Source organism: Dyella silvatica, from assembly GCF_026283955.1.
GTDB lineage: Bacteria > Pseudomonadota > Gammaproteobacteria > Xanthomonadales > Rhodanobacteraceae > Dyella_C > Dyella_C silvatica.
Genome location: NZ_JAPDPE010000119.1, coordinates 1 through 16055, shown reverse-complemented (window position 1 = coordinate 16055; position 16055 = coordinate 1). Strand labels below are relative to the sequence as shown.

Genomic DNA, 16055 nt, shown 5'->3' with positions numbered 1-16055 from the left:
CTTTTCGCCAGGGCAGGAGCCCTGTCGAAAAGCCCGGCCAGCCCTCACGCACCCGAAGGGCGACAAGCGGGGATGGCCTTTCTTTGGGTTACTTTTCTTTGGCCACGCAAAGAAAAGTGACTCGGACTCCGGCAGGAGTTCGAAAGCCCGCCGCAGGCGAGCCAGCTCGCGGAAGCATAAATCACTGCAGAAGCTATCAACCAACCTCCCGCGTGACTGAAACCAAACTCAGCTACGCGGCAAGCCATTAATCAACGGCGTAATCAAATCCAACGGCAGCGGAAAAACAATCGTCGATGACTTACCGTTACTGGACATATCAGCCAACGTCTGCAGATAACGCAACTGCAACGCCTGCGGTTGCTGCGACAGCATCGCCGCGGCATCGCGCAACTTCTCGGCAGCCTGCATCTCGCCCTCGGCATGGATCACCTTGGCACGCCGCTCACGCTCGGCCTCGGCCTGGCGGGCGATGGCGCGGACCATGGTGTCGTTGAGGTCGACATCCTTGATCTCGACATTGGTGATCTTGATGCCCCAGGGGTCGGTGGCTTCGTCGAGAATTTGTTGCAGGCTGTGGTTGATCGAGTCGCGCTGGGAGAGGATTTCGTCGAGCTCATGCTGGCCTAGCACGGAGCGCAAGCGGGTTTGTGCCAGTTGGCTGGTGGCCTGAAAGAAGTTGGCGACTTGCAGCATGGATTTGTCCGGCTCGACCACGCGGAAGTAAACCACGGCGTTGACTCGCACCGAGACGTTATCGCGCGAGATCACATCTTGCGGGGGTACGTCCATCACCGTAACGCGTAGATCCACGCGCATCATGCGTTGAACGATGGGGACCAGAAGCACCAGGCCGGGGCCCTTGGTGCCGGTGTAGCGGCCTAGCGTCAGCACCACGCCACGCTGATATTCCGGCAGTACTTTGATCGACATGAACAGCAGCGCCAGCGCTGCAATCACCACGATGCCAAAGAATCCAAACATGAGAGTCTCCTTTGCGCATTTATGCGGGTGTGACCCAGAGCAGCAAGCCCTGGCGGTGAACCACCCGCACGCGCGCACCGGCGGGAAGCGCCGCCTCGCAATGCACACGCCAGCGTTCGCCCTGGACATGTGCCCAACTTTCGCCGCCAGCGGCCACGGCTTGCAGCAGTTCGCCGGTGGCTTGCAGCATCAATGCATCGCCGTTGAATACTCGCGTCTTGCGGCTGCGTGCGACCAAACGCAGGAGCAGCGCCAGCACAATCACCGCGCACAAAGCGATCCCTGCGATCACGCCAAGATTCACCGCATAACCGGGGACGCCGGTGTCGAACAGCATGATCGAGCCGATGACGAAGGCGACTAACCCACCGACGCCGATGGCCCCGGCCGCCGGCACCAGTGCCTCGGTAACCAGCAGGCCGATGCCCAGCGCCATCAATGCCAGCCCGGCGTAGTCCACCGGCAAGAGTTGCAAGGCATATAGCCCGATTAACAGGCAGATGGCGCCGACGATGCCGGGCACGAAGCTGCCGGGGTGGAACGCTTCCAGGATCAGCCCGTAGATGCCTGCGAGCAGCAGAACGTAGGCGAAGGTGGGGTTGGTGATGATGGCGAGAAAGCGTGTGCGCCAGCTGGGGGCGTACCGGTGCAGCGGCAGGTTGGCCAGCTTCAATACCTGCATCTGCGCGCCTATGCGCACGCTGTGGCCATCGGCCTGGGCGAGCAGGGCCGCCGTATCGGTGGCGACAAAATCGATGACGTGTTTGTCGCGCGCCTCGGCAGCGGTCAAGGTAGCTGCGCCGCGCACGGCTTGTTCCGCCCACTCGGCATTGCGCTCGCGCAGCTGCGCCAGCGAACGGATCGAGGCGATGGCGTCGTTCAGTACCTTGTTGGCTTCGGCATCGTTTGCCGTGGGTTGGTCGGTGGGGTTGGTTTTATCGGTAGACGTTGACGATGCCGGCGCGTTGTTTTTCCACGTGGCAGGCATCGGTGTGCTGCCGCCAAGCGATACCGGGGTGGCCGCGCCCAGGTGAGTTGCCGGAGCCATCGCGGCGAGGTGGCAGGCGTACAAGATATAGGTGCCCGCGGATGCCGCGCGTGCACCGCCAGGCGCCACATAGCCCAGCACCGGCAGTTTTGAGGCGAGAATGCTGGTGATGATTTGCCGCATCGATTCGGACAAGCCACCGGGCGTGTCCAGCCGCAGCACGATGGCGCTTGCGCCGTCGTGGTTTGCCCGTTGCAGGGCATCGTCGAAATACTCCGCCGCCGCTGGGCCGATCGGGCCGTTCAACTCGATCTGCGCCACGAAGCCTGGCGCATGCTGCGTATTGGCGGGGGACTGTTGGGCGAACGCGCTCATGCTTAGCGCCGCGCAAATCACGGTGCTCCAAAAGGTTTTCAGCCATCGTTTCATGGCATTGCCTCGCGGACAGCGACATTGCCACGGTGTGGCATGGTTCGCTGTAATGGCGCGATTATCCTCCCATCCAGAGGTACGTGCTCAAATGGCAGTTATGCCATCGATCGCCGCCAGCACACTGCACCTGCCTCCCGGCCGCTGGATCACCGTGCTCGATGGTTTGTGCGCCCATTTTCCCGCGATCAGCCATGAGCAGTGGCTGGACCGGATGGCACGTGGCCGCGTGCTGGGGCCTGACGGGGTGCCGCTAGGCCCGTTGACCCCGTACCGGGTGGGAATGCGGGTGCAGTATTTTCGCGAGGTGGCGGACGAAATGCCGATTCCGTTTCGCGAAAATGTGCTGCATATCGACGAGCATTTGGTGGTGGCGGATAAGCCGCATTTTCTGCCGGTGACGCCGGCGGGTGGTTTTGTCGAAGAGACCTTGCTAACACGGTTGATTCGACGGCTCGACAACCCGCATCTGGTGCCTTTGCACCGCATCGACCGGGTGACCGCTGGGCTGGTCCTGTTCTCGGCCAATCCGCGAAGTCGTTCGGCCTACCAGGGGTTATTTCGTGAGCGCCGGATCAGCAAGCAATACCATGCACTGGCGCCGGCGTTGCCGCGGCAATCCTTTCCGTTGCTGCGGCAGTCACGCATCGTCGCCGGCGAACCGTTTTTCCGGATGCAGGAAATCGCCGGCGCGGCCAATAGCGAGACATTGATCCATGTGCTGGAACGCAGTGAAGCTTACTGGCGTTACGGCTTGCAGCCGGTCACTGGGAAAAAGCATCAGCTGCGTGTGCATATGGCGGCTCTTGGTGCGCCGATTCTGCATGACACGTTTTATCCCACGCTGGCCGAGCCGGCTGAAGACGATTACAGCCGGCCGCTGCAATTGCTGGCGCAGGTGTTGCGCTTTGTCGATCCCTTGAGCGGCGAGCCGCGTTATTTCGAAAGCCAGCTCAGGCTGGTATAGGCAAGCACCCAGTGGGCGGCGCTGGCGATCAAGGTTGCAGCGGAGCGTAGTGGCCGCTGATCGAGGCGCCGCCACGGCAGAAATACATCAGACTGAAGCGGTCGTCTTCCTGTTCGCTGAATACATCGACGCCACGATCATCGGCTTTGCGTACGGTCAGCGTGGCGTTGGGTTTCCAGTTGTCCAGTGAGAATTGCAGCAATCCGTCGCTTAGTTCGCCGTGGCCGCTAAATGAGCAGGCATCGGCGCCGCCACTGCTTTCAATGCTCAGTCCGTAGGTTTGACCGTCGAGGGTGATTTGCAGCCGCTCGGCAGCATGGCGATAAGTGCCGCTGAAGCCGACCGGGTCGGCCATCGGTGCAGGCACGTGTTTGGGCTCGCTAAGCGCCAGCGGCAGCAGTATCAGCACTAACAGGGCGAGCATTCGGGCCATGTGGCAACGTTAACCCATGCGCTGGGCAAGCAGCTATCGCTGCGGATGCGTAAAATGGCCGGGTTTCCCCCAGCTAGAAGGCCAGCGCGTGACTATTGCCGCTTTCTCCGCTGCCGCTGGCGATGTGGCACTGGAGGCTTTGTTTGTCCCGTTCATGACTGGCGCACTGAGCTTGCCTGCGGATAAGCGTGTGTTGTTTTTGCGTGCACGTGATGGGTTTCGCCTGCGCGAGATGGCGCAGGCAGGCTGGCTATGCGAGCAAAGTTTCAAGCCGTTCGCCGATGCCTTGGCGCATGCCGGCTTACGGGTGCAGCAGGGGGATCTGGACGACGCTGAGCGTTATCCGCTGGTTCTGGTACTGCCGCCGCGCCAACGTGACGAGGCGCGGGCGCTGTTTGCCCGCGCGGTCAAACACGCCGCGCCCGGCGGCGTGGTTTTGGCCAGCATGCCGAATACCGAAGGCGCGAAATCCGGCGAGGCGGATCTGTCCCGGCTGGCTGGCCCGGTGGGGCATTTATCCAAGCATAAGTGCCGGGTGTTCTGGACCCAGCCGTTAGCCGATGGTGTCGATGCCTTGTTGCAGCAGGAGTGGCTGGCACTGGATAGCCCGCGTGAAAATGCCTGGGACCGGGTAGATACCGCGTCGGCTCTGCTGGCGGCGCATTTGCCGGCGAACTTGCGTGGATGCGTGGCCGATCTGGGGGCGGGTTACGGTTATTTATCCGCCCAGTTGCTCGCTCATTGCCCGCAAGTGAGTTCGATCGATCTGTATGAAGCCGAAGCGCGTGCCTTGACGCCCGCACGGATCAATCTGACCCGTGCCATCACGGAGCGCGGCGACCATGCGGTGTTTTCCCTACACTGGCACGATGTCGCCGGTGGTTTGTCGTTGCCTGGGCAGCCAAAGCGTTACGACGTCATCGTCAGCAATCCACCGTTTCATCAAGGGCGTGCCGATCTGCCCGATCTGGGGCGCGCTTTTATTCATGCCGCTGCGGATGCCTTGCGGCCCGATGGCTGTTTCTGGCTGGTAGCCAATCGGCATCTGCCTTACGAAGCGACGCTGTCTGCGCGTTTTTCTCAAGTACATACCGTAGCGATAGAAGAAGGTTTCAAAGTGATTGAAGCAAGTGGGGTGCGCGCATGAAGTTGGTCAAGCTGATCGCCAATCTGGGCTACGGCAGCCGCAAAGATGTCACGTCGATGTTTCGCGAAGGACGCATCACCGACCCGGACGGCGAGGTGCTGTATGCCGATGACAAAGTGCCGCACGAACATATTCGCGTGGACGACGAACCGCTCGATCCGCCGTTTGGCCTGACCTTGATGATGAACAAGCCCCTGGGGGTTACTTGCTCGCGCAAGGATACCGGTCGCGTGGTTTATGACTTGCTGCCGCTGCGCTACCGCATGCGCGATCCGGCCTTGTCCACCGTGGGTCGTCTTGATCGCGATACGTCAGGCATGTTGTTGTTCACTGACGATGGCGCGTTGTTGCACAGAATCATCTCGCCGCGTGCCCAGGTGACCAAGGTTTATGAAGCGACGCTTGCGCAGGATTTGCGCGGCGATGAAGCGGCATGGTTTGCCAGCGGCGAGATGATGCTGGAATCCGAGAAAGAGCCGCTGGCGCCGGCGCAATTGCAGGTGCTGGAGCCGCGCTGCGCCCGTTTGGCGATGATTGAGGGCCGTTATCATCAAGTGCGCCGCATGTTTGCTGCGGCAGGCAATCACGTGGAAAGCTTGCACCGGGTGTCGGTGGGAGGGCTGACGCTGGGCGACCTGCCGCTGGGCGAATGGCGCGCCCTGGATGCCGACGATATCGCGCTGCTTTTTGCCACTCCACCGACGGCGTAGGCGGTGCCTACGCCGTGCGCTTTGCATCACTCAGATCAAGACGACGGGTGTGGGAATCGCGTAGTGATTGCGCCACTCCATTCGCGCATCGCGGCAACCGGGGCTGCCCATGGCGAATTTTCGACAAATGGTAGGGCGGTCTTCGTAAATGCTGCAGCAAAGCTTGTCGGGATCGACCGCGACACACCAGCCTTCTTCGTTTTTGGCCAGCGTTTCCATGCCGTGTTCATCACGGTGGATCAGCCATTCCGGCACGTGATCGTCGGGTAACAGGACGACGGTAAGGCGACAGCAAACCGCTTCGCAGGACGTGCATTGCACGCTCGGATCAACGCTTTCTGCGTAGGGGTCGGGGATATTTTTCACTCGCCAGTATGATGGCAATCGTCCCGGCGAGCATGAACAGGCGTTTTAATCAGTGCTTTTCATCGCGCCACAAGGCATGCCAGCCTTCAGGCCCTAATCGTTTCAGGGTATCGGCATTGCGACGAAAAATTTCGTCGGTATCGGTCATCGCGTCCATCGCGCGCTCGACGCTGGCTTCGCGCAGCAGATGCAAGGTGGGGTAGGGTGAGCGATTGCTGAAGTTTTCGATGTCGTCGATGGCGCTGTCGGCGAACTGATAAAGCGGATGAAAGCTGGCGACTTGCAACTCGCCTTCCAGCCCCAGGGTGTCCACCGCCACATCGGCGACATCGAGGAAATCGTTGTAGTCGAGAAAATCAGCCAGGACGAACGGATGAATAAGCAAGGTCGTCTCGCAGTCGTTCGCCTCAGCAGCGGCGAGACTTTGCAACTCTCCGCATAAATCGTCGAGCAAACTGTCGTTATCGCGCGCGTGGCTTACGACAAAACGAATCTTCTGCTGGATCAGCGGTGCTCGCGCGAACGGGCACAGGTTAAGCCCGACCACCGCACGCTCCACCCATTGCCGGGTTGCTTCGATATAAGGCAGATCGTCGGGTTGTATCCCGGCCGTGATGAAGGGATGGGCTGATGAGGGCACGGTCATACGGTTCAGTCGCTGAGCGGGGAATGACGACTATAGCCGCTATGCGTCTATGATTCGCGGAGTCGGCCGCCAAGGCCAATGGCGCGCGTTTTGGTTGATTTCGTGATGGATTGGCTGGCAGCGATGCGCCCCCATATCGAGCGCAGTATTCCTAGGGCCTGAGAACGCATGTACGAGCTACATTTCGACAATACGTTTGTCCGTGAACTGCCTGGTGATACAGCGGAGGGATCGCAGCCGCGGCAAGTCGAGGGTGCGCTGTATTCGCTGGTGCAACCGACCCCGGTGATGGCACCTCGGGTGTTGGCGTATTCGGCCGAAATGGCCCAAACGCTGGGCTTTAGCGATGCCGATCTGGCAAGCCCCGAGTTTGCCTTGGCCTTCAGCGGCAACCGCCTGCTCAAGGGTATGCAGCCCTATGCGGCCAATTATGGCGGCCATCAATTTGGGGTCTGGGCCGGGCAACTGGGCGATGGCCGGGCTATTTCCCTGGGCGAAACCATCACTGCGGCCGGCCAGCGTTGGGAGTTGCAGCTAAAGGGCGCTGGGCCGACCCCTTATTCGCGTGGCGCAGACGGCCGCGCCGTATTGCGCTCTTCGCTGCGCGAATTTTTGTGCAGCGAGGCGATGCATCATCTCGGTGTGCCGACGACACGCGCCTTGAGTCTGCTCAGCACCGGCGACAAAGTCGTGCGTGACATGTTTTACGACGGCCATCCCGGCGATGAGCCGGGCGCCATCGTGTGCCGGGTGGCGCCATCGTTTATCCGTTTCGGAAATTTTGAATTGCCAGCGTCGCGTGGCGATGTGGGTTTATTGCGTCAGCTGGTCGATTTCACCATACGTCGCGATTTCGCTGAGCTGAGCGGCGAGGGCGAGGCGCTGTATGCCGAATGGTTTGGTCAGATATGCGAGCGCACGGCGGTTATGGTGGCGCATTGGATGCGGGTCGGTTTTGTGCACGGCGTAATGAACACCGACAACATGTCGATTCTCGGTCTTACCATCGACTACGGTCCTTACGGCTGGATCGATAACTTCGATCAGGATTGGACGCCCAATACCACCGACGCCAATCGTCGTCGTTATCGTTTTGGTCAACAGCCCAACGTGGCGTGGTGGAATTTGAGCCGGCTGGCGGCAGCGTTGGCACCCTTGTTCACTGGCATCGAAGCCTTGCAGGCGGGGCTGGATCGTTATGTCGCGGTCTATGCGGCATTGGATCGTTCGACGATTGCCGCCAAGCTCGGTTTGGCCGAGTGCCGCGATGACGACGTGACATTGATGGATGCGCTGCATGATTTGTTGCAGCAGGCTGAAGTCGATATGACACTGTTTTTTCGTGGATTGAGCACGGTCGATATGCTCGCGCCCAGCTTGCTGCCGCTGCATGAGGCTTTTTACGACGATTCGAAACGGCGCGATGCCGAGCCGGCGTTTCAGGCCTGGCTGCAAACCTATGCCGCACGTGTCGCCGATGATTCACTCTCGGCTGAGCAACGGCATGCCCGCATGCAGGCGGCCAACCCGCGTTACGTGTTGCGCAATTATCTGGCGCAGCAGGCGATCGATCGCGCCGAACAAGGCGATGTCGAAGCTATCGACGAGTTGCTGGAGGTGCTGCGCCACCCGTATGACGACCAGCCGGGACGCGAGCATTACGCACAGAAACGACCGGATTGGGCGCGCCATAAGGCTGGTTGCTCCATGCTGTCGTGTAGTTCGTAACCTGTTATCGCGATAAGTGAGGGAGATGCCGTGTTTGCACGTTCTGCCCCGACGCGCATGCAAGCCATGGCACGATTCGGCCTGTTTGGCCTCGGTGCGTTGTGGACGTTGCCCAATACCTTGATCGGCCTGCTGGTAGGCGGATTGGGTTTTGCTTTTGGTGTGCGTGCCCGCTGGAGTGCAAGCGAATTTGCGCTGGTATTTCGACATTGGCCATGGGGCGCAGGCGGCGCCTTGACCTTGGGCAATGTGATTTTGCACACCGGCAATGACCTGGATGTGCGCTGCCTTACTTACGCGCATCGTGCGGGTCTGTGCACGGAGGCATCGGTGAGCCTGGCCGATCACGAACGTGCGCATGTGTATCAATACATGGTGCTGGGTCCGTTGTTTTTGCCGCTATACCTGTTGTGCGGTGGTATTAGCGTGCGCAATCGGTTCGAACGCGCTGCGGATGCTTACGCGCAACGCGGACATGGCTGGTGGCCGTGGCCATCACGCCGACGTTTGCCTGAATCGGGGCGCGAGTAAGCCGTTCGCCTTTATCCGCTGCCGAGGTAAAGAAAACGCCACGCTGCTCCGTGGCGTTTTGTACAACACATGTGAGCGGTGCGTCGCTTAATTGCCGTTGCTTGGCGCCGGCCGTTGCCCCTCAGCTGGCGGGCGGTTGTCATTGTCACGGCGCGGCGGACGGTTATCGTTGCCGCGCCCGGGCGCTGGCCGATTGCCATAGCCGGGTCGTCCATCGCCCGGTCCGGGTGAGGGGCGGTTCCATTGGCCGGGCGGCGGGCGTACGTCTTGGCCGGGTGGGCGAAATCCAGGGTATGGCGGCCGTGGCCCCCAGCCGGGTTGTGGCCGTGGCGGCGGCCGGCTGATGATCGGCCGGCGATACCAATAGTCGCGCTGGCGGAAGAACGGGCGGTTGCGGTAGTAATTGCCCCAGTATGTGCCGATGACAAAGCCGACGATCGGTACGCCGATGCGGCTGCCGTACTGTTCGACGATCACCGGCTGGCTTTGGTAGATGTATTGAATGTAGTTGGCGGCGACCCAGCCGCGATCGCCGCCGACGATCACATCGCACCATTCGTAGTCTTCGGTGCATCCTTGCACGTCGATAGGGGTGCCGGCGGCAAGCACACCAAGGTTCGGGTAATCCGTATCAGGCCCGGCAAAGAGATTTACATCGCCGATGACGATGCTTTCCTGGGCTTGAGCAAACGCGGGTAGGGCGAGCGTAAGCGACAACACAGTCAGCCATGCAAGACGTTTCATCGATGCGGCCTCCAGTGGAGGGATGGTCCAGTGATTGATGACCTTGCCAGCGCGCGCAGCCAAAGCCGCTGCGCGCGGTCCACTGTGAGCTTGTTGTGCTTGCCGTACAAGAGAGCGGCGGCAACAAGTTCAGCTTCAATATACGAGCTGTTGCAACTGCCCTTGCACCTCGTTGATCGAGGTGCGAATACGTGCGCTGAATACCGAGTCTTCGTGATGAATCATCACCAGCCGCTCAGTGGCACGGGTCATGGCGACGTAGAGCAGGCGGGCCTCCTCGGCTTCGTCTTTACCGGGTTTGGGCAAGGAGCCGAGGCCGGGAATGATGACCAGCGGAAACTCCAGGCCTTTGCTGGAGTGCATGGTGACCAGCTTGACCGCGTCTTCGACCACGAACAGCGAGCTTTTGCCGTTGCTGTCGGCGAGGCGGCTGGGAATCTCCGCACGCTTAAGCGCCTCATGCAGTTTTTCGCCTTCCCAGCCGTTGCGATAAATCACCGCCATATCGGAGAAGCAGCGGCCGTTGGCGTGTTCGCTGCGCAGCCGCTCGATGATGGCCGACAATTGCTCGGCCGTGCGTTCAACCCGGATCAGCTCGGGCAGGGCGCCGCGGCGACCGGCGCTTTCGGGGGCGATCAGCGGCACGCCATCGTCTTCATCGCTGCGCTCACGCAGCAGCTCATTGGCGAACCCGCGCGCGACGGCGAGGATTTCCAGCGTATTGCGGTAGTTGAGCTTGAGAATGGTGGTGCGGCCCTGCGCCTGCACGCCCAGGCTTTTCCAGCTGATCTGCCGGCGTCCAGGTTTGCCGTAGATGTTTTGCGCGTCGTCGTACAGCACCAGTAGCGAATTGGTGTTGGGGTCGATCATCTGCACGATCAGCTTGTACCAATCGGGCTCGAAATCGTGGCCTTCGTCAACCAGCACGGCACCGTACTGAAAGCGCGGTATCTGGCCGCTGTCCACGCCGCCGATCACGGCCGGTGGCAAGGCATCGGCGAAATCAGGGCCATCCGCCGGTAGGGGCACGTGGTAGGCCGTGAGCATTTTCCGGCACCACTTATGGAAGTTGTACACCTGCACTTTGTCGCTGAGCCCGCGCTCGCCCATTAATTGGTCGAGCCGCGCCGCCAGGGTTTTGTTGTAGCAAAGCACCAGGATCGGCTTGGATAACGCACGTGCCAGCTGCATCGCGCGAAAGCCGAGAATCATCGTTTTACCGGAGCCGGCGACGCCATGGATGATGCGGTGCTCGTCGCCCAGGGAACGTGCCAGCAGCTCCTGTTGTGCATCCATCACCTTGATCAGCTCGGGGATTTCCAGCGCCTGCGCATCAGGGTTCTGGCTGCTGGCAAACAGGCCGAACTGGCCATCGCCCGGCTCGACCCGGATCTCGGGAAACAGATGCCAGCGCACGCGATCGATCTGCGGCAAGGTCAGGGTGGTAGGGAACACCTGCGGAAACATCGCCCATAGCCGTTCCTGAAAGGCTTCGGCCTCGACCGCTTCGTAGATTTCGTCCTGGCAGATCACCAGATGCGCGGGGATCACTTCACCCAGCTCGGCAGCGATGAAATGTTTGCGGCTGATATTGCTGAGTACGACACCGTAGCCCCACGGCATCAGCAATTTACCGGCGTAAGCATGGCCCATCGGGTAGCGCAGCGCGGGGTCGCGTTGCAGCACTTTGTAGATCTCGGTGGCGCAATCGCGCGCCTGCATCAGCGGGTTGTGTTCTTTGACGCTGCTGCTCGGCGTCAGCAGGGTGAACTGGGTGCGGTCCGCCTGCTGCACGGTTTCCGGCTTCCAGTCTTTGACCTCCAGTACCAGCAGGCCCCGGCGCGGGTGGAAAACGACAAAATCCGGACGGCGCTGCTTGGGCCCGATCGGTACGTCGTACCAGAGCAGATAATCGTCTTCGAGTTTTTGTTCGAGCCGCTCGGAAACACGCTTCTCGCCGCTGGTCATGCGCGGCAGGCAGCTATTACGGCTCGGAATCAGCTTGGCCATCCTGGAACCTGCGTGGTGGTCTCCGGCCAACGACGTTAGCTGAACGTTGCGAGCTGTCAATGGGAGGCAAAGATCAGCGCCACTGCTGCAGGATGTCCGGCGACGCACCGACCCGAAGGCAGGCGCGACTGGCGATGCCGTCGCTCAGCGCTGCGCGAAATGCCGGCGCCAGCGAGCGCAACGCGCGGGCGGCCAGGCGCGCTTGCGCCTGCTGCATCGGTGTGCGCTGCAGCAGGCTAGTGGCCCACGGCGGTAGCAGGGCCGCCCCAGCATGCAGAAACACATCGCGGGTCAGGCCGGCCGCGGGGACGGGCAGGCGCACCCTGGATAACACCCGCAACACCACCCGGGAACGCTCGCTGTACTCCAGTTCGGGCTGTATTTTTTGCAGGTAGGCGTCGACCTCTGCCTCTGAACGAGGCACCTGCCGCGCGCCCAAGGCTTCGGCCACCCGGCGCGTTTCATCGTAATAACGATCGGCGGCGTTAGTCGGCAGCTGCATGGTGCTGTATTGGCGATAGCCCTGCAAAAAGCTATAGGCCTCGGTGACATGCACCCAGGTCAACAGGTCCGGGTCGTCAGCAGCATATGGACGTCCATCTTCGGCCTGGCCGCGTACCTGGGTGTGAATTTTTCGGACGCGTTCAATCAACGCTTCGGCCTGCTCACGTGGCGCATAAGCCGTGCCGCCGACAAAGGCCGTAGTGCGGCGTAGCCGGCCGAGCAAGTCGCCGCGAAAATTCGAGTGGTCCCATACCCCGGCCAGCGCCAATGGATGCAAGGTTTGCAACATCAAGGCGGCGAGTCCGCCGGCCAACATGCCGGGGAAGTCCGAATACACCCGCCACACGGCGCTGCCGGGGCCAAACAGGCCGGGGTCGCCGTGCGGATGGTCGTAGTCGATCGGGCCGCCACCGGTATGGCGCGGAAAGGCGCTCAGCACCCAGCGTCGAATCGGTTCGCGGGCGGGGCGGGTCAATAGTTGCCAGGGGGAAGACATGAGGCGAGTTTATCCCAGGAGTTTGCGCAGCCTTCGGATTGTGTTATCACTAGCCGCCATGACGTTCACCCCCGCCAACCTGTATTTCTGGTTTTACGGCTATCCGAAGCCACAGGCGGAGGTACGGGCGCGATCGTCGTAAGACACTTAAAGATCAACACCCCGAAAGCCGCCAGCCTTCCACTGGCGGCTTTTTTCATGGCTGCCACTGGACCCTAACCCAAGGAGCCCGACGTGACCCGCCATACCGATGACTTACGCATACGTGCGATTACCCGACTCAGTACCCCGGCCGAAGTAATGCGCGATGGCGCAATCAGCGACAAGGCCGCCAGCACGGTGGCCACTTCACGCGAAGCCTTGCATCGCATTCTTACCGGCGTCGACGACCGTCTGGCCGTGGTGATTGGCCCATGCTCGATCCACGATACGCGCGCCGCGCTTGAATATGCCGCGCGGTTGGCGGCGCAGCGCGAGCGCTTTGCCGATGAGCTGGAAATTGTGATGCGGGTGTATTTCGAGAAGCCGCGCACAACGGTGGGCTGGAAGGGGCTGATCAACGATCCCGATCTCGATGGCAGTTTTCAGATCGACAAGGGGCTGCGCCTTGCGCGTGGCTTGTTGCGTGACATCAATGAGCTCGGTTTGCCCGCTGGCTGTGAATTTCTCGACATGATCACCCCGCAATACATCGCCGACCTGGTTGCTTGGGGGGCGATCGGCGCACGTACGACAGAAAGTCAGGTGCATCGTGAATTGGCATCGGGCCTGTCTTGTCCGGTGGGTTTCAAGAACGGCACGGACGGCAACGTGAAAATTGCCGTGGATGCGGTGCAGGCGGCCTCCCAGCCGCATCATTTCATGGCGGTGACCAAGGACGGCCAGACCGCGATTGCGGCGACCACCGGCAACCAGGATTGCCATCTGATTCTGCGTGGCGGCAGCGTGCCGAATTACGACGCGGCCAGCGTTGCCGCGGCGTGTGCCGCCATGGGCAAGGGCGGCCTGCCGGAGCGCGTCATGATTGACGCCAGTCACGCCAATAGTGGCAAGCAGGCAGAAAACCAGCCGAAGGTCATCGATGCCATTGCTGCACAGCTTGAGCTGGGCGAGCAACGCATCATTGGCGTAATGATCGAGAGCCACTTGATCGGCGGCAGGCAAGATCTTGAGCCGGGCCGTGAACCGGTTTATGGCCAAAGCATTACCGACGGTTGCCTGGGCTGGGAGTCGTCCGTGCAGGTGCTGGAGCGGTTGGCCGATGCGGTACGCCAGCGGCGCGGCGCGGATCTGTCGCGGCAAGCCTTGGTCGTCAATGGCTGAGACATTCACAGCCGGCACGCGCCTGACCTATGCTGTGCCCCTGCCATCTGCCCCAGAGCCACTTATGTCGATTGAGATCAGCCACAACCCCGGGGAACACCGTTTTGAAGTCGTCGTGGATGGCGTGTCGTGCATTTTGGATTACACGCTGAGCGACAACGTCATGACCATAACCCACACGGTGGTACCGCCGGCTGTCGGTGGCCGGGGGATTGCATCCGAGTTGGTGCGTACGGCGATGGACACCGCCAGGGCGGCACAATGGAAGGTCATCCCTGCCTGTTCTTACTCGGCGGTGTGGGTGCAGCGGCATTCCGATTACGCCGATTTGCTGACATGAGCCGGGTATGAGCGATTCTCCGCCCCTGAACAGTTCCACTGTGGCCCGTAAACGGCGTTGGCGTCCTTTTCATGCGTTGCGGGCACGGCCACGATTTACCATGTCAGGCGGCATCTTCATCATGGCCACTGGCTTGCTGATGTGGTTCGGCTTGCGCCCCTCCCTGGCGTTGCTGCTGGGTTTTGATCTGGGCGCGGTGGTTTTTCTTAGCATGCTGGCCTGGTTGTTTAGCCAGGCGACGCCGGAACGGATCGGTAGCCAGGCACGCGTGCAAGATGCCGGGCGCTGGGGTGTTTTATGGAGCAGCGTGGCGTTGACGGCGGTGGTGCTGGTGGCATTGGGCACCGAACTGCATGCGGCCAAGGGCGGTGGCGTGCAGGCGATCGTGTTGGCGGCGATCAGTATCGTGTTGTCGTGGTTGTTCATGAACACCATGTTCGCCATGCACTACGCGCACGGCTACTACGGCGACCACGGCAAGCAGCATACGGGGCTTCAGTTTCCTGAGACGCCGTTGCCGGATTATTGGGATTTCGCCTATTTCGCCATTGTGATCGGCATGACCTTTCAGGTTTCCGATGTGCAAATTACCGGCCGTTATCTGCGCCGCATCGCGCTGCTGCACGGCGTGATCGCCTTTTTCTTCAACGTATTCATCATCGCGTTGAGCGTAAACATCGTGGCCGGGCAGGCTTGAGCCATCCATCGATGGCCGGTTTCTACGAGACGGTATCCCTTGCGAGCATGGCCTGCCGGCAAGGGAGTGGTATGCGCTAGAGGCGGCAGGTTTTTAGTCGCGGAAGTTATCAAATTGCAACGGAAGCTCCACGTCTGCCTTGCGCAGGGTGGCCATGGCCAGTTGTAGATCGTCACGTTTTTTGCCGGTAACCCGCAGCTTGTCGCCGTTGATCTGTGCTTCGACCTTGAGCTTGGCCTCTTTCAGCGACGCGACCAATTTCTTGGCGACGGGTTGCTCGATGCCTTGCTTGACCGTGATTTTCTGCCGCGCGCCACCAAGGTTCACTTCCGGATCGGCAATGTCCAGGGCGCGAATATCGATTTTTCGCGCCACCAGCCGCCCGCGCAAAATATCCAGCATCTGCTGCAGCTGAAACTCGCTGGGAGCGATCTGGTTGATCGTGAAGGTATCCAGCTCGAACCGCGCATCGCTGCCCTTGAAATCGAAGCGGGTGGACAGCTCGCGATTGGCTTGATCGACCGCGTTGGTCAGTTCGTGCTTGTCGACTTCGGAGATCACATCAAAAGAAGGCATGGCAAAGACTCGGGTTGCGTTTGAGGTGGGAAGTGTAAGCCAAGCGATGTGAGCTGGCAGATCAAGCGCTGTCGGTCAGAGCGGACTGCTTGAGAGAGCTTGATGGATAATGGCGCCGTTTAACGCCGTTGGAGCGGGATATGTCGTTGGTGAGCGCGTGAAAGTAGATGTATTGGTGATCGGCGCGGGCGCCGCGGGCTTGATGTGCGCCATCGTTGCAGGTCAGCGCGGTCGCCGCGTCTTGGTGGTGGATCATGCGAACAAGGTCGGCAAGAAGATTCTGATGTCCGGTGGCGGGCGCTGCAATTTCACCAATCTGGGGGTAACCCCGGCCAACTATCTCTCGGGTAATCCGCACTTCGCCAAATCCGCCTTGGCGCGTTATACGCCCGCCGACTTCATCGCCCTGGTTGAGAAACACCGCATTGCCTATCAC

At 60.8% G+C, this 16055-nt stretch carries 18 protein-coding genes; 9 read left to right on the top strand and 9 right to left on the bottom strand.

The features are described 5' to 3' along the window. Positions 1 to 228: 228 nt before the first annotated feature. Both OUZ52_RS18890 and OUZ52_RS18885 read right to left on the bottom strand, forming a co-directional pair. Complete coding sequence (locus OUZ52_RS18890) at positions 229 to 984, bottom strand: slipin family protein (RefSeq protein WP_266160082.1); 756 nt, start codon at positions 982 to 984, stop codon at positions 229 to 231. 19 nt (positions 985 to 1003) lie between these two features. Continuing rightward, positions 1004 to 2401, bottom strand: a complete 1398-nt coding sequence (locus OUZ52_RS18885) for an NfeD family protein (RefSeq protein WP_323135375.1) — start codon at positions 2399 to 2401, stop codon at positions 1004 to 1006. Between the two features lie 100 nt (positions 2402 to 2501). Between OUZ52_RS18885 and OUZ52_RS18880 the strand changes: the two genes are divergently transcribed. Next, a complete protein-coding gene (locus OUZ52_RS18880; protein WP_266160084.1) occupies positions 2502 to 3368 on the top strand; it encodes a pseudouridine synthase in 867 nt (288 codons plus the stop codon). 28 nt (positions 3369 to 3396) lie between these two features. On the opposite strand, the gene OUZ52_RS18875 is transcribed toward OUZ52_RS18880, so the two are convergent. Continuing rightward, the gene (locus tag OUZ52_RS18875) at positions 3397 to 3801 is read right to left on the bottom strand and encodes a hypothetical protein (RefSeq protein ID WP_266160081.1); all 405 of its coding nucleotides are present in this window, start codon (positions 3799 to 3801) and stop codon (positions 3397 to 3399) included. An 88-nt stretch (positions 3802 to 3889) separates the two neighbouring features. Between OUZ52_RS18875 and OUZ52_RS18870 the strand changes: the two genes are divergently transcribed. Both OUZ52_RS18870 and OUZ52_RS18865 read left to right on the top strand, forming a co-directional pair. Continuing rightward, complete coding sequence (locus OUZ52_RS18870) at positions 3890 to 4948, top strand: class I SAM-dependent methyltransferase (protein WP_266160080.1); 1059 nt, start codon at positions 3890 to 3892, stop codon at positions 4946 to 4948. Next, positions 4945 to 5658, top strand: a complete 714-nt coding sequence (locus OUZ52_RS18865; protein ID WP_266160079.1) for a pseudouridine synthase — start codon at positions 4945 to 4947, stop codon at positions 5656 to 5658. Before OUZ52_RS18870 ends, OUZ52_RS18865 begins: the two co-directional genes overlap by 4 nt. Positions 5659 to 5688: 30 nt before the next feature. Here the strand turns inward: OUZ52_RS18865 and OUZ52_RS18860 are convergent, their stop codons facing one another. Continuing rightward, positions 5689 to 5979, bottom strand: coding sequence for a YkgJ family cysteine cluster protein (locus OUZ52_RS18860; RefSeq protein ID WP_266160078.1), 291 nt, complete (start codon positions 5977 to 5979; stop codon positions 5689 to 5691). A gap of 94 nt (positions 5980 to 6073) precedes the next feature. Further along, positions 6074 to 6670: a DUF1415 domain-containing protein gene (locus OUZ52_RS18855; protein WP_266160077.1), complete on the bottom strand. Its 597-nt coding sequence runs from the start codon at positions 6668 to 6670 to the stop codon at positions 6074 to 6076. Positions 6671 to 6838: 168 nt separating this feature from the next. Between OUZ52_RS18855 and OUZ52_RS18850 the strand changes: the two genes are divergently transcribed. Together OUZ52_RS18850 and OUZ52_RS18845 are read left to right on the top strand one after the other, a co-directional pair. After that, positions 6839 to 8398 carry a protein adenylyltransferase SelO gene (locus OUZ52_RS18850; protein ID WP_266160076.1) on the top strand — a complete coding sequence of 520 codons (1560 nt, stop codon included), beginning with the start codon at positions 6839 to 6841 and terminating at the stop codon, positions 8396 to 8398. 57 nt (positions 8399 to 8455) lie between these two features. Next, on the top strand, positions 8456 to 8929 hold the full coding sequence (locus tag OUZ52_RS18845; RefSeq protein WP_266160083.1) for a hypothetical protein: 474 nt from the start codon (positions 8456 to 8458) through the stop codon (positions 8927 to 8929). An 87-nt stretch (positions 8930 to 9016) separates the two neighbouring features. On the opposite strand, the gene OUZ52_RS18840 is transcribed toward OUZ52_RS18845, so the two are convergent. The 3 genes from OUZ52_RS18840 to OUZ52_RS18830 all read right to left on the bottom strand — a co-directional run bounded on the left by OUZ52_RS18840 (position 9017) and on the right by OUZ52_RS18830 (position 12683). Further along, on the bottom strand, positions 9017 to 9673 hold the full coding sequence (locus OUZ52_RS18840) for an SH3 domain-containing protein (protein ID WP_266160075.1): 657 nt from the start codon (positions 9671 to 9673) through the stop codon (positions 9017 to 9019). A 135-nt stretch (positions 9674 to 9808) separates the two neighbouring features. Continuing rightward, positions 9809 to 11683 (bottom strand): 3'-5' exonuclease, encoded by a 1875-nt coding sequence (locus OUZ52_RS18835; RefSeq protein WP_266160074.1) that lies wholly within the window; start codon positions 11681 to 11683, stop codon positions 9809 to 9811. A gap of 73 nt (positions 11684 to 11756) precedes the next feature. Next, positions 11757 to 12683 carry an oxygenase MpaB family protein gene (locus tag OUZ52_RS18830; protein ID WP_266160073.1) on the bottom strand — a complete coding sequence of 309 codons (927 nt, stop codon included), beginning with the start codon at positions 12681 to 12683 and terminating at the stop codon, positions 11757 to 11759. Between the two features lie 234 nt (positions 12684 to 12917). Between OUZ52_RS18830 and OUZ52_RS18825 the strand changes: the two genes are divergently transcribed. The 3 genes from OUZ52_RS18825 to OUZ52_RS18815 all read left to right on the top strand — a co-directional run bounded on the left by OUZ52_RS18825 (position 12918) and on the right by OUZ52_RS18815 (position 15043). Beyond that, the gene (locus tag OUZ52_RS18825) at positions 12918 to 14006 is read left to right on the top strand and encodes a 3-deoxy-7-phosphoheptulonate synthase (RefSeq protein WP_266160072.1); all 1089 of its coding nucleotides are present in this window, start codon (positions 12918 to 12920) and stop codon (positions 14004 to 14006) included. Positions 14007 to 14070: 64 nt separating this feature from the next. After that, positions 14071 to 14346: a GNAT family N-acetyltransferase gene (locus tag OUZ52_RS18820; RefSeq protein ID WP_266160071.1), complete on the top strand. Its 276-nt coding sequence runs from the start codon at positions 14071 to 14073 to the stop codon at positions 14344 to 14346. A 100-nt stretch (positions 14347 to 14446) separates the two neighbouring features. After that, a complete protein-coding gene (locus tag OUZ52_RS18815) occupies positions 14447 to 15043 on the top strand; it encodes a DUF1345 domain-containing protein (protein WP_266160070.1) in 597 nt (198 codons plus the stop codon). A gap of 93 nt (positions 15044 to 15136) precedes the next feature. Here OUZ52_RS18815 and OUZ52_RS18810 read toward each other — a convergent pair whose 3' ends face one another. Next, positions 15137 to 15619 carry a YajQ family cyclic di-GMP-binding protein gene (locus OUZ52_RS18810; RefSeq protein WP_266160069.1) on the bottom strand — a complete coding sequence of 161 codons (483 nt, stop codon included), beginning with the start codon at positions 15617 to 15619 and terminating at the stop codon, positions 15137 to 15139. Between the two features lie 157 nt (positions 15620 to 15776). On the opposite strand from OUZ52_RS18810, the gene OUZ52_RS18805 reads away from it, so the two are divergent. Then, on the top strand, positions 15777 to 16055 hold a 279-nt coding region (locus tag OUZ52_RS18805; RefSeq protein ID WP_266160068.1), incomplete at its 3' end, for an FAD-dependent oxidoreductase.

Bases quoted from the DNA above. Each gene is read 5' to 3' on its own strand.
- OUZ52_RS18890 (WP_266160082.1), bottom strand. From the start codon at position 984: ATGTTTGGATTCTTTGGCATCGTGGTGATTGCAGCGCTGGCGCTGCTG.
- OUZ52_RS18885 (WP_323135375.1), bottom strand. From the start codon at position 2,401: ATGAAACGATGGCTGAAAACCTTTTGGAGCACCGTGATTTGCGCGGCG.
- OUZ52_RS18880 (WP_266160084.1), top strand. From the start codon at position 2,502: ATGCCATCGATCGCCGCCAGCACACTGCACCTGCCTCCCGGCCGCTGG.
- OUZ52_RS18875 (WP_266160081.1), bottom strand. From the start codon at position 3,801: ATGGCCCGAATGCTCGCCCTGTTAGTGCTGATACTGCTGCCGCTGGCG.
- OUZ52_RS18865 (WP_266160079.1), top strand. From the start codon at position 4,945: ATGAAGTTGGTCAAGCTGATCGCCAATCTGGGCTACGGCAGCCGCAAA.
- OUZ52_RS18855 (WP_266160077.1), bottom strand. From the start codon at position 6,670: ATGACCGTGCCCTCATCAGCCCATCCCTTCATCACGGCCGGGATACAA.
- OUZ52_RS18850 (WP_266160076.1), top strand. From the start codon at position 6,839: ATGTACGAGCTACATTTCGACAATACGTTTGTCCGTGAACTGCCTGGT.
- OUZ52_RS18845 (WP_266160083.1), top strand. From the start codon at position 8,456: ATGCAAGCCATGGCACGATTCGGCCTGTTTGGCCTCGGTGCGTTGTGG.
- OUZ52_RS18840 (WP_266160075.1), bottom strand. From the start codon at position 9,673: ATGAAACGTCTTGCATGGCTGACTGTGTTGTCGCTTACGCTCGCCCTA.
- OUZ52_RS18835 (WP_266160074.1), bottom strand. From the start codon at position 11,683: ATGGCCAAGCTGATTCCGAGCCGTAATAGCTGCCTGCCGCGCATGACC.
- OUZ52_RS18830 (WP_266160073.1), bottom strand. From the start codon at position 12,683: ATGTCTTCCCCCTGGCAACTATTGACCCGCCCCGCCCGCGAACCGATT.
- OUZ52_RS18820 (WP_266160071.1), top strand. From the start codon at position 14,071: ATGTCGATTGAGATCAGCCACAACCCCGGGGAACACCGTTTTGAAGTC.
- OUZ52_RS18815 (WP_266160070.1), top strand. From the start codon at position 14,447: ATGTCAGGCGGCATCTTCATCATGGCCACTGGCTTGCTGATGTGGTTC.
- OUZ52_RS18810 (WP_266160069.1), bottom strand. From the start codon at position 15,619: ATGCCTTCTTTTGATGTGATCTCCGAAGTCGACAAGCACGAACTGACC.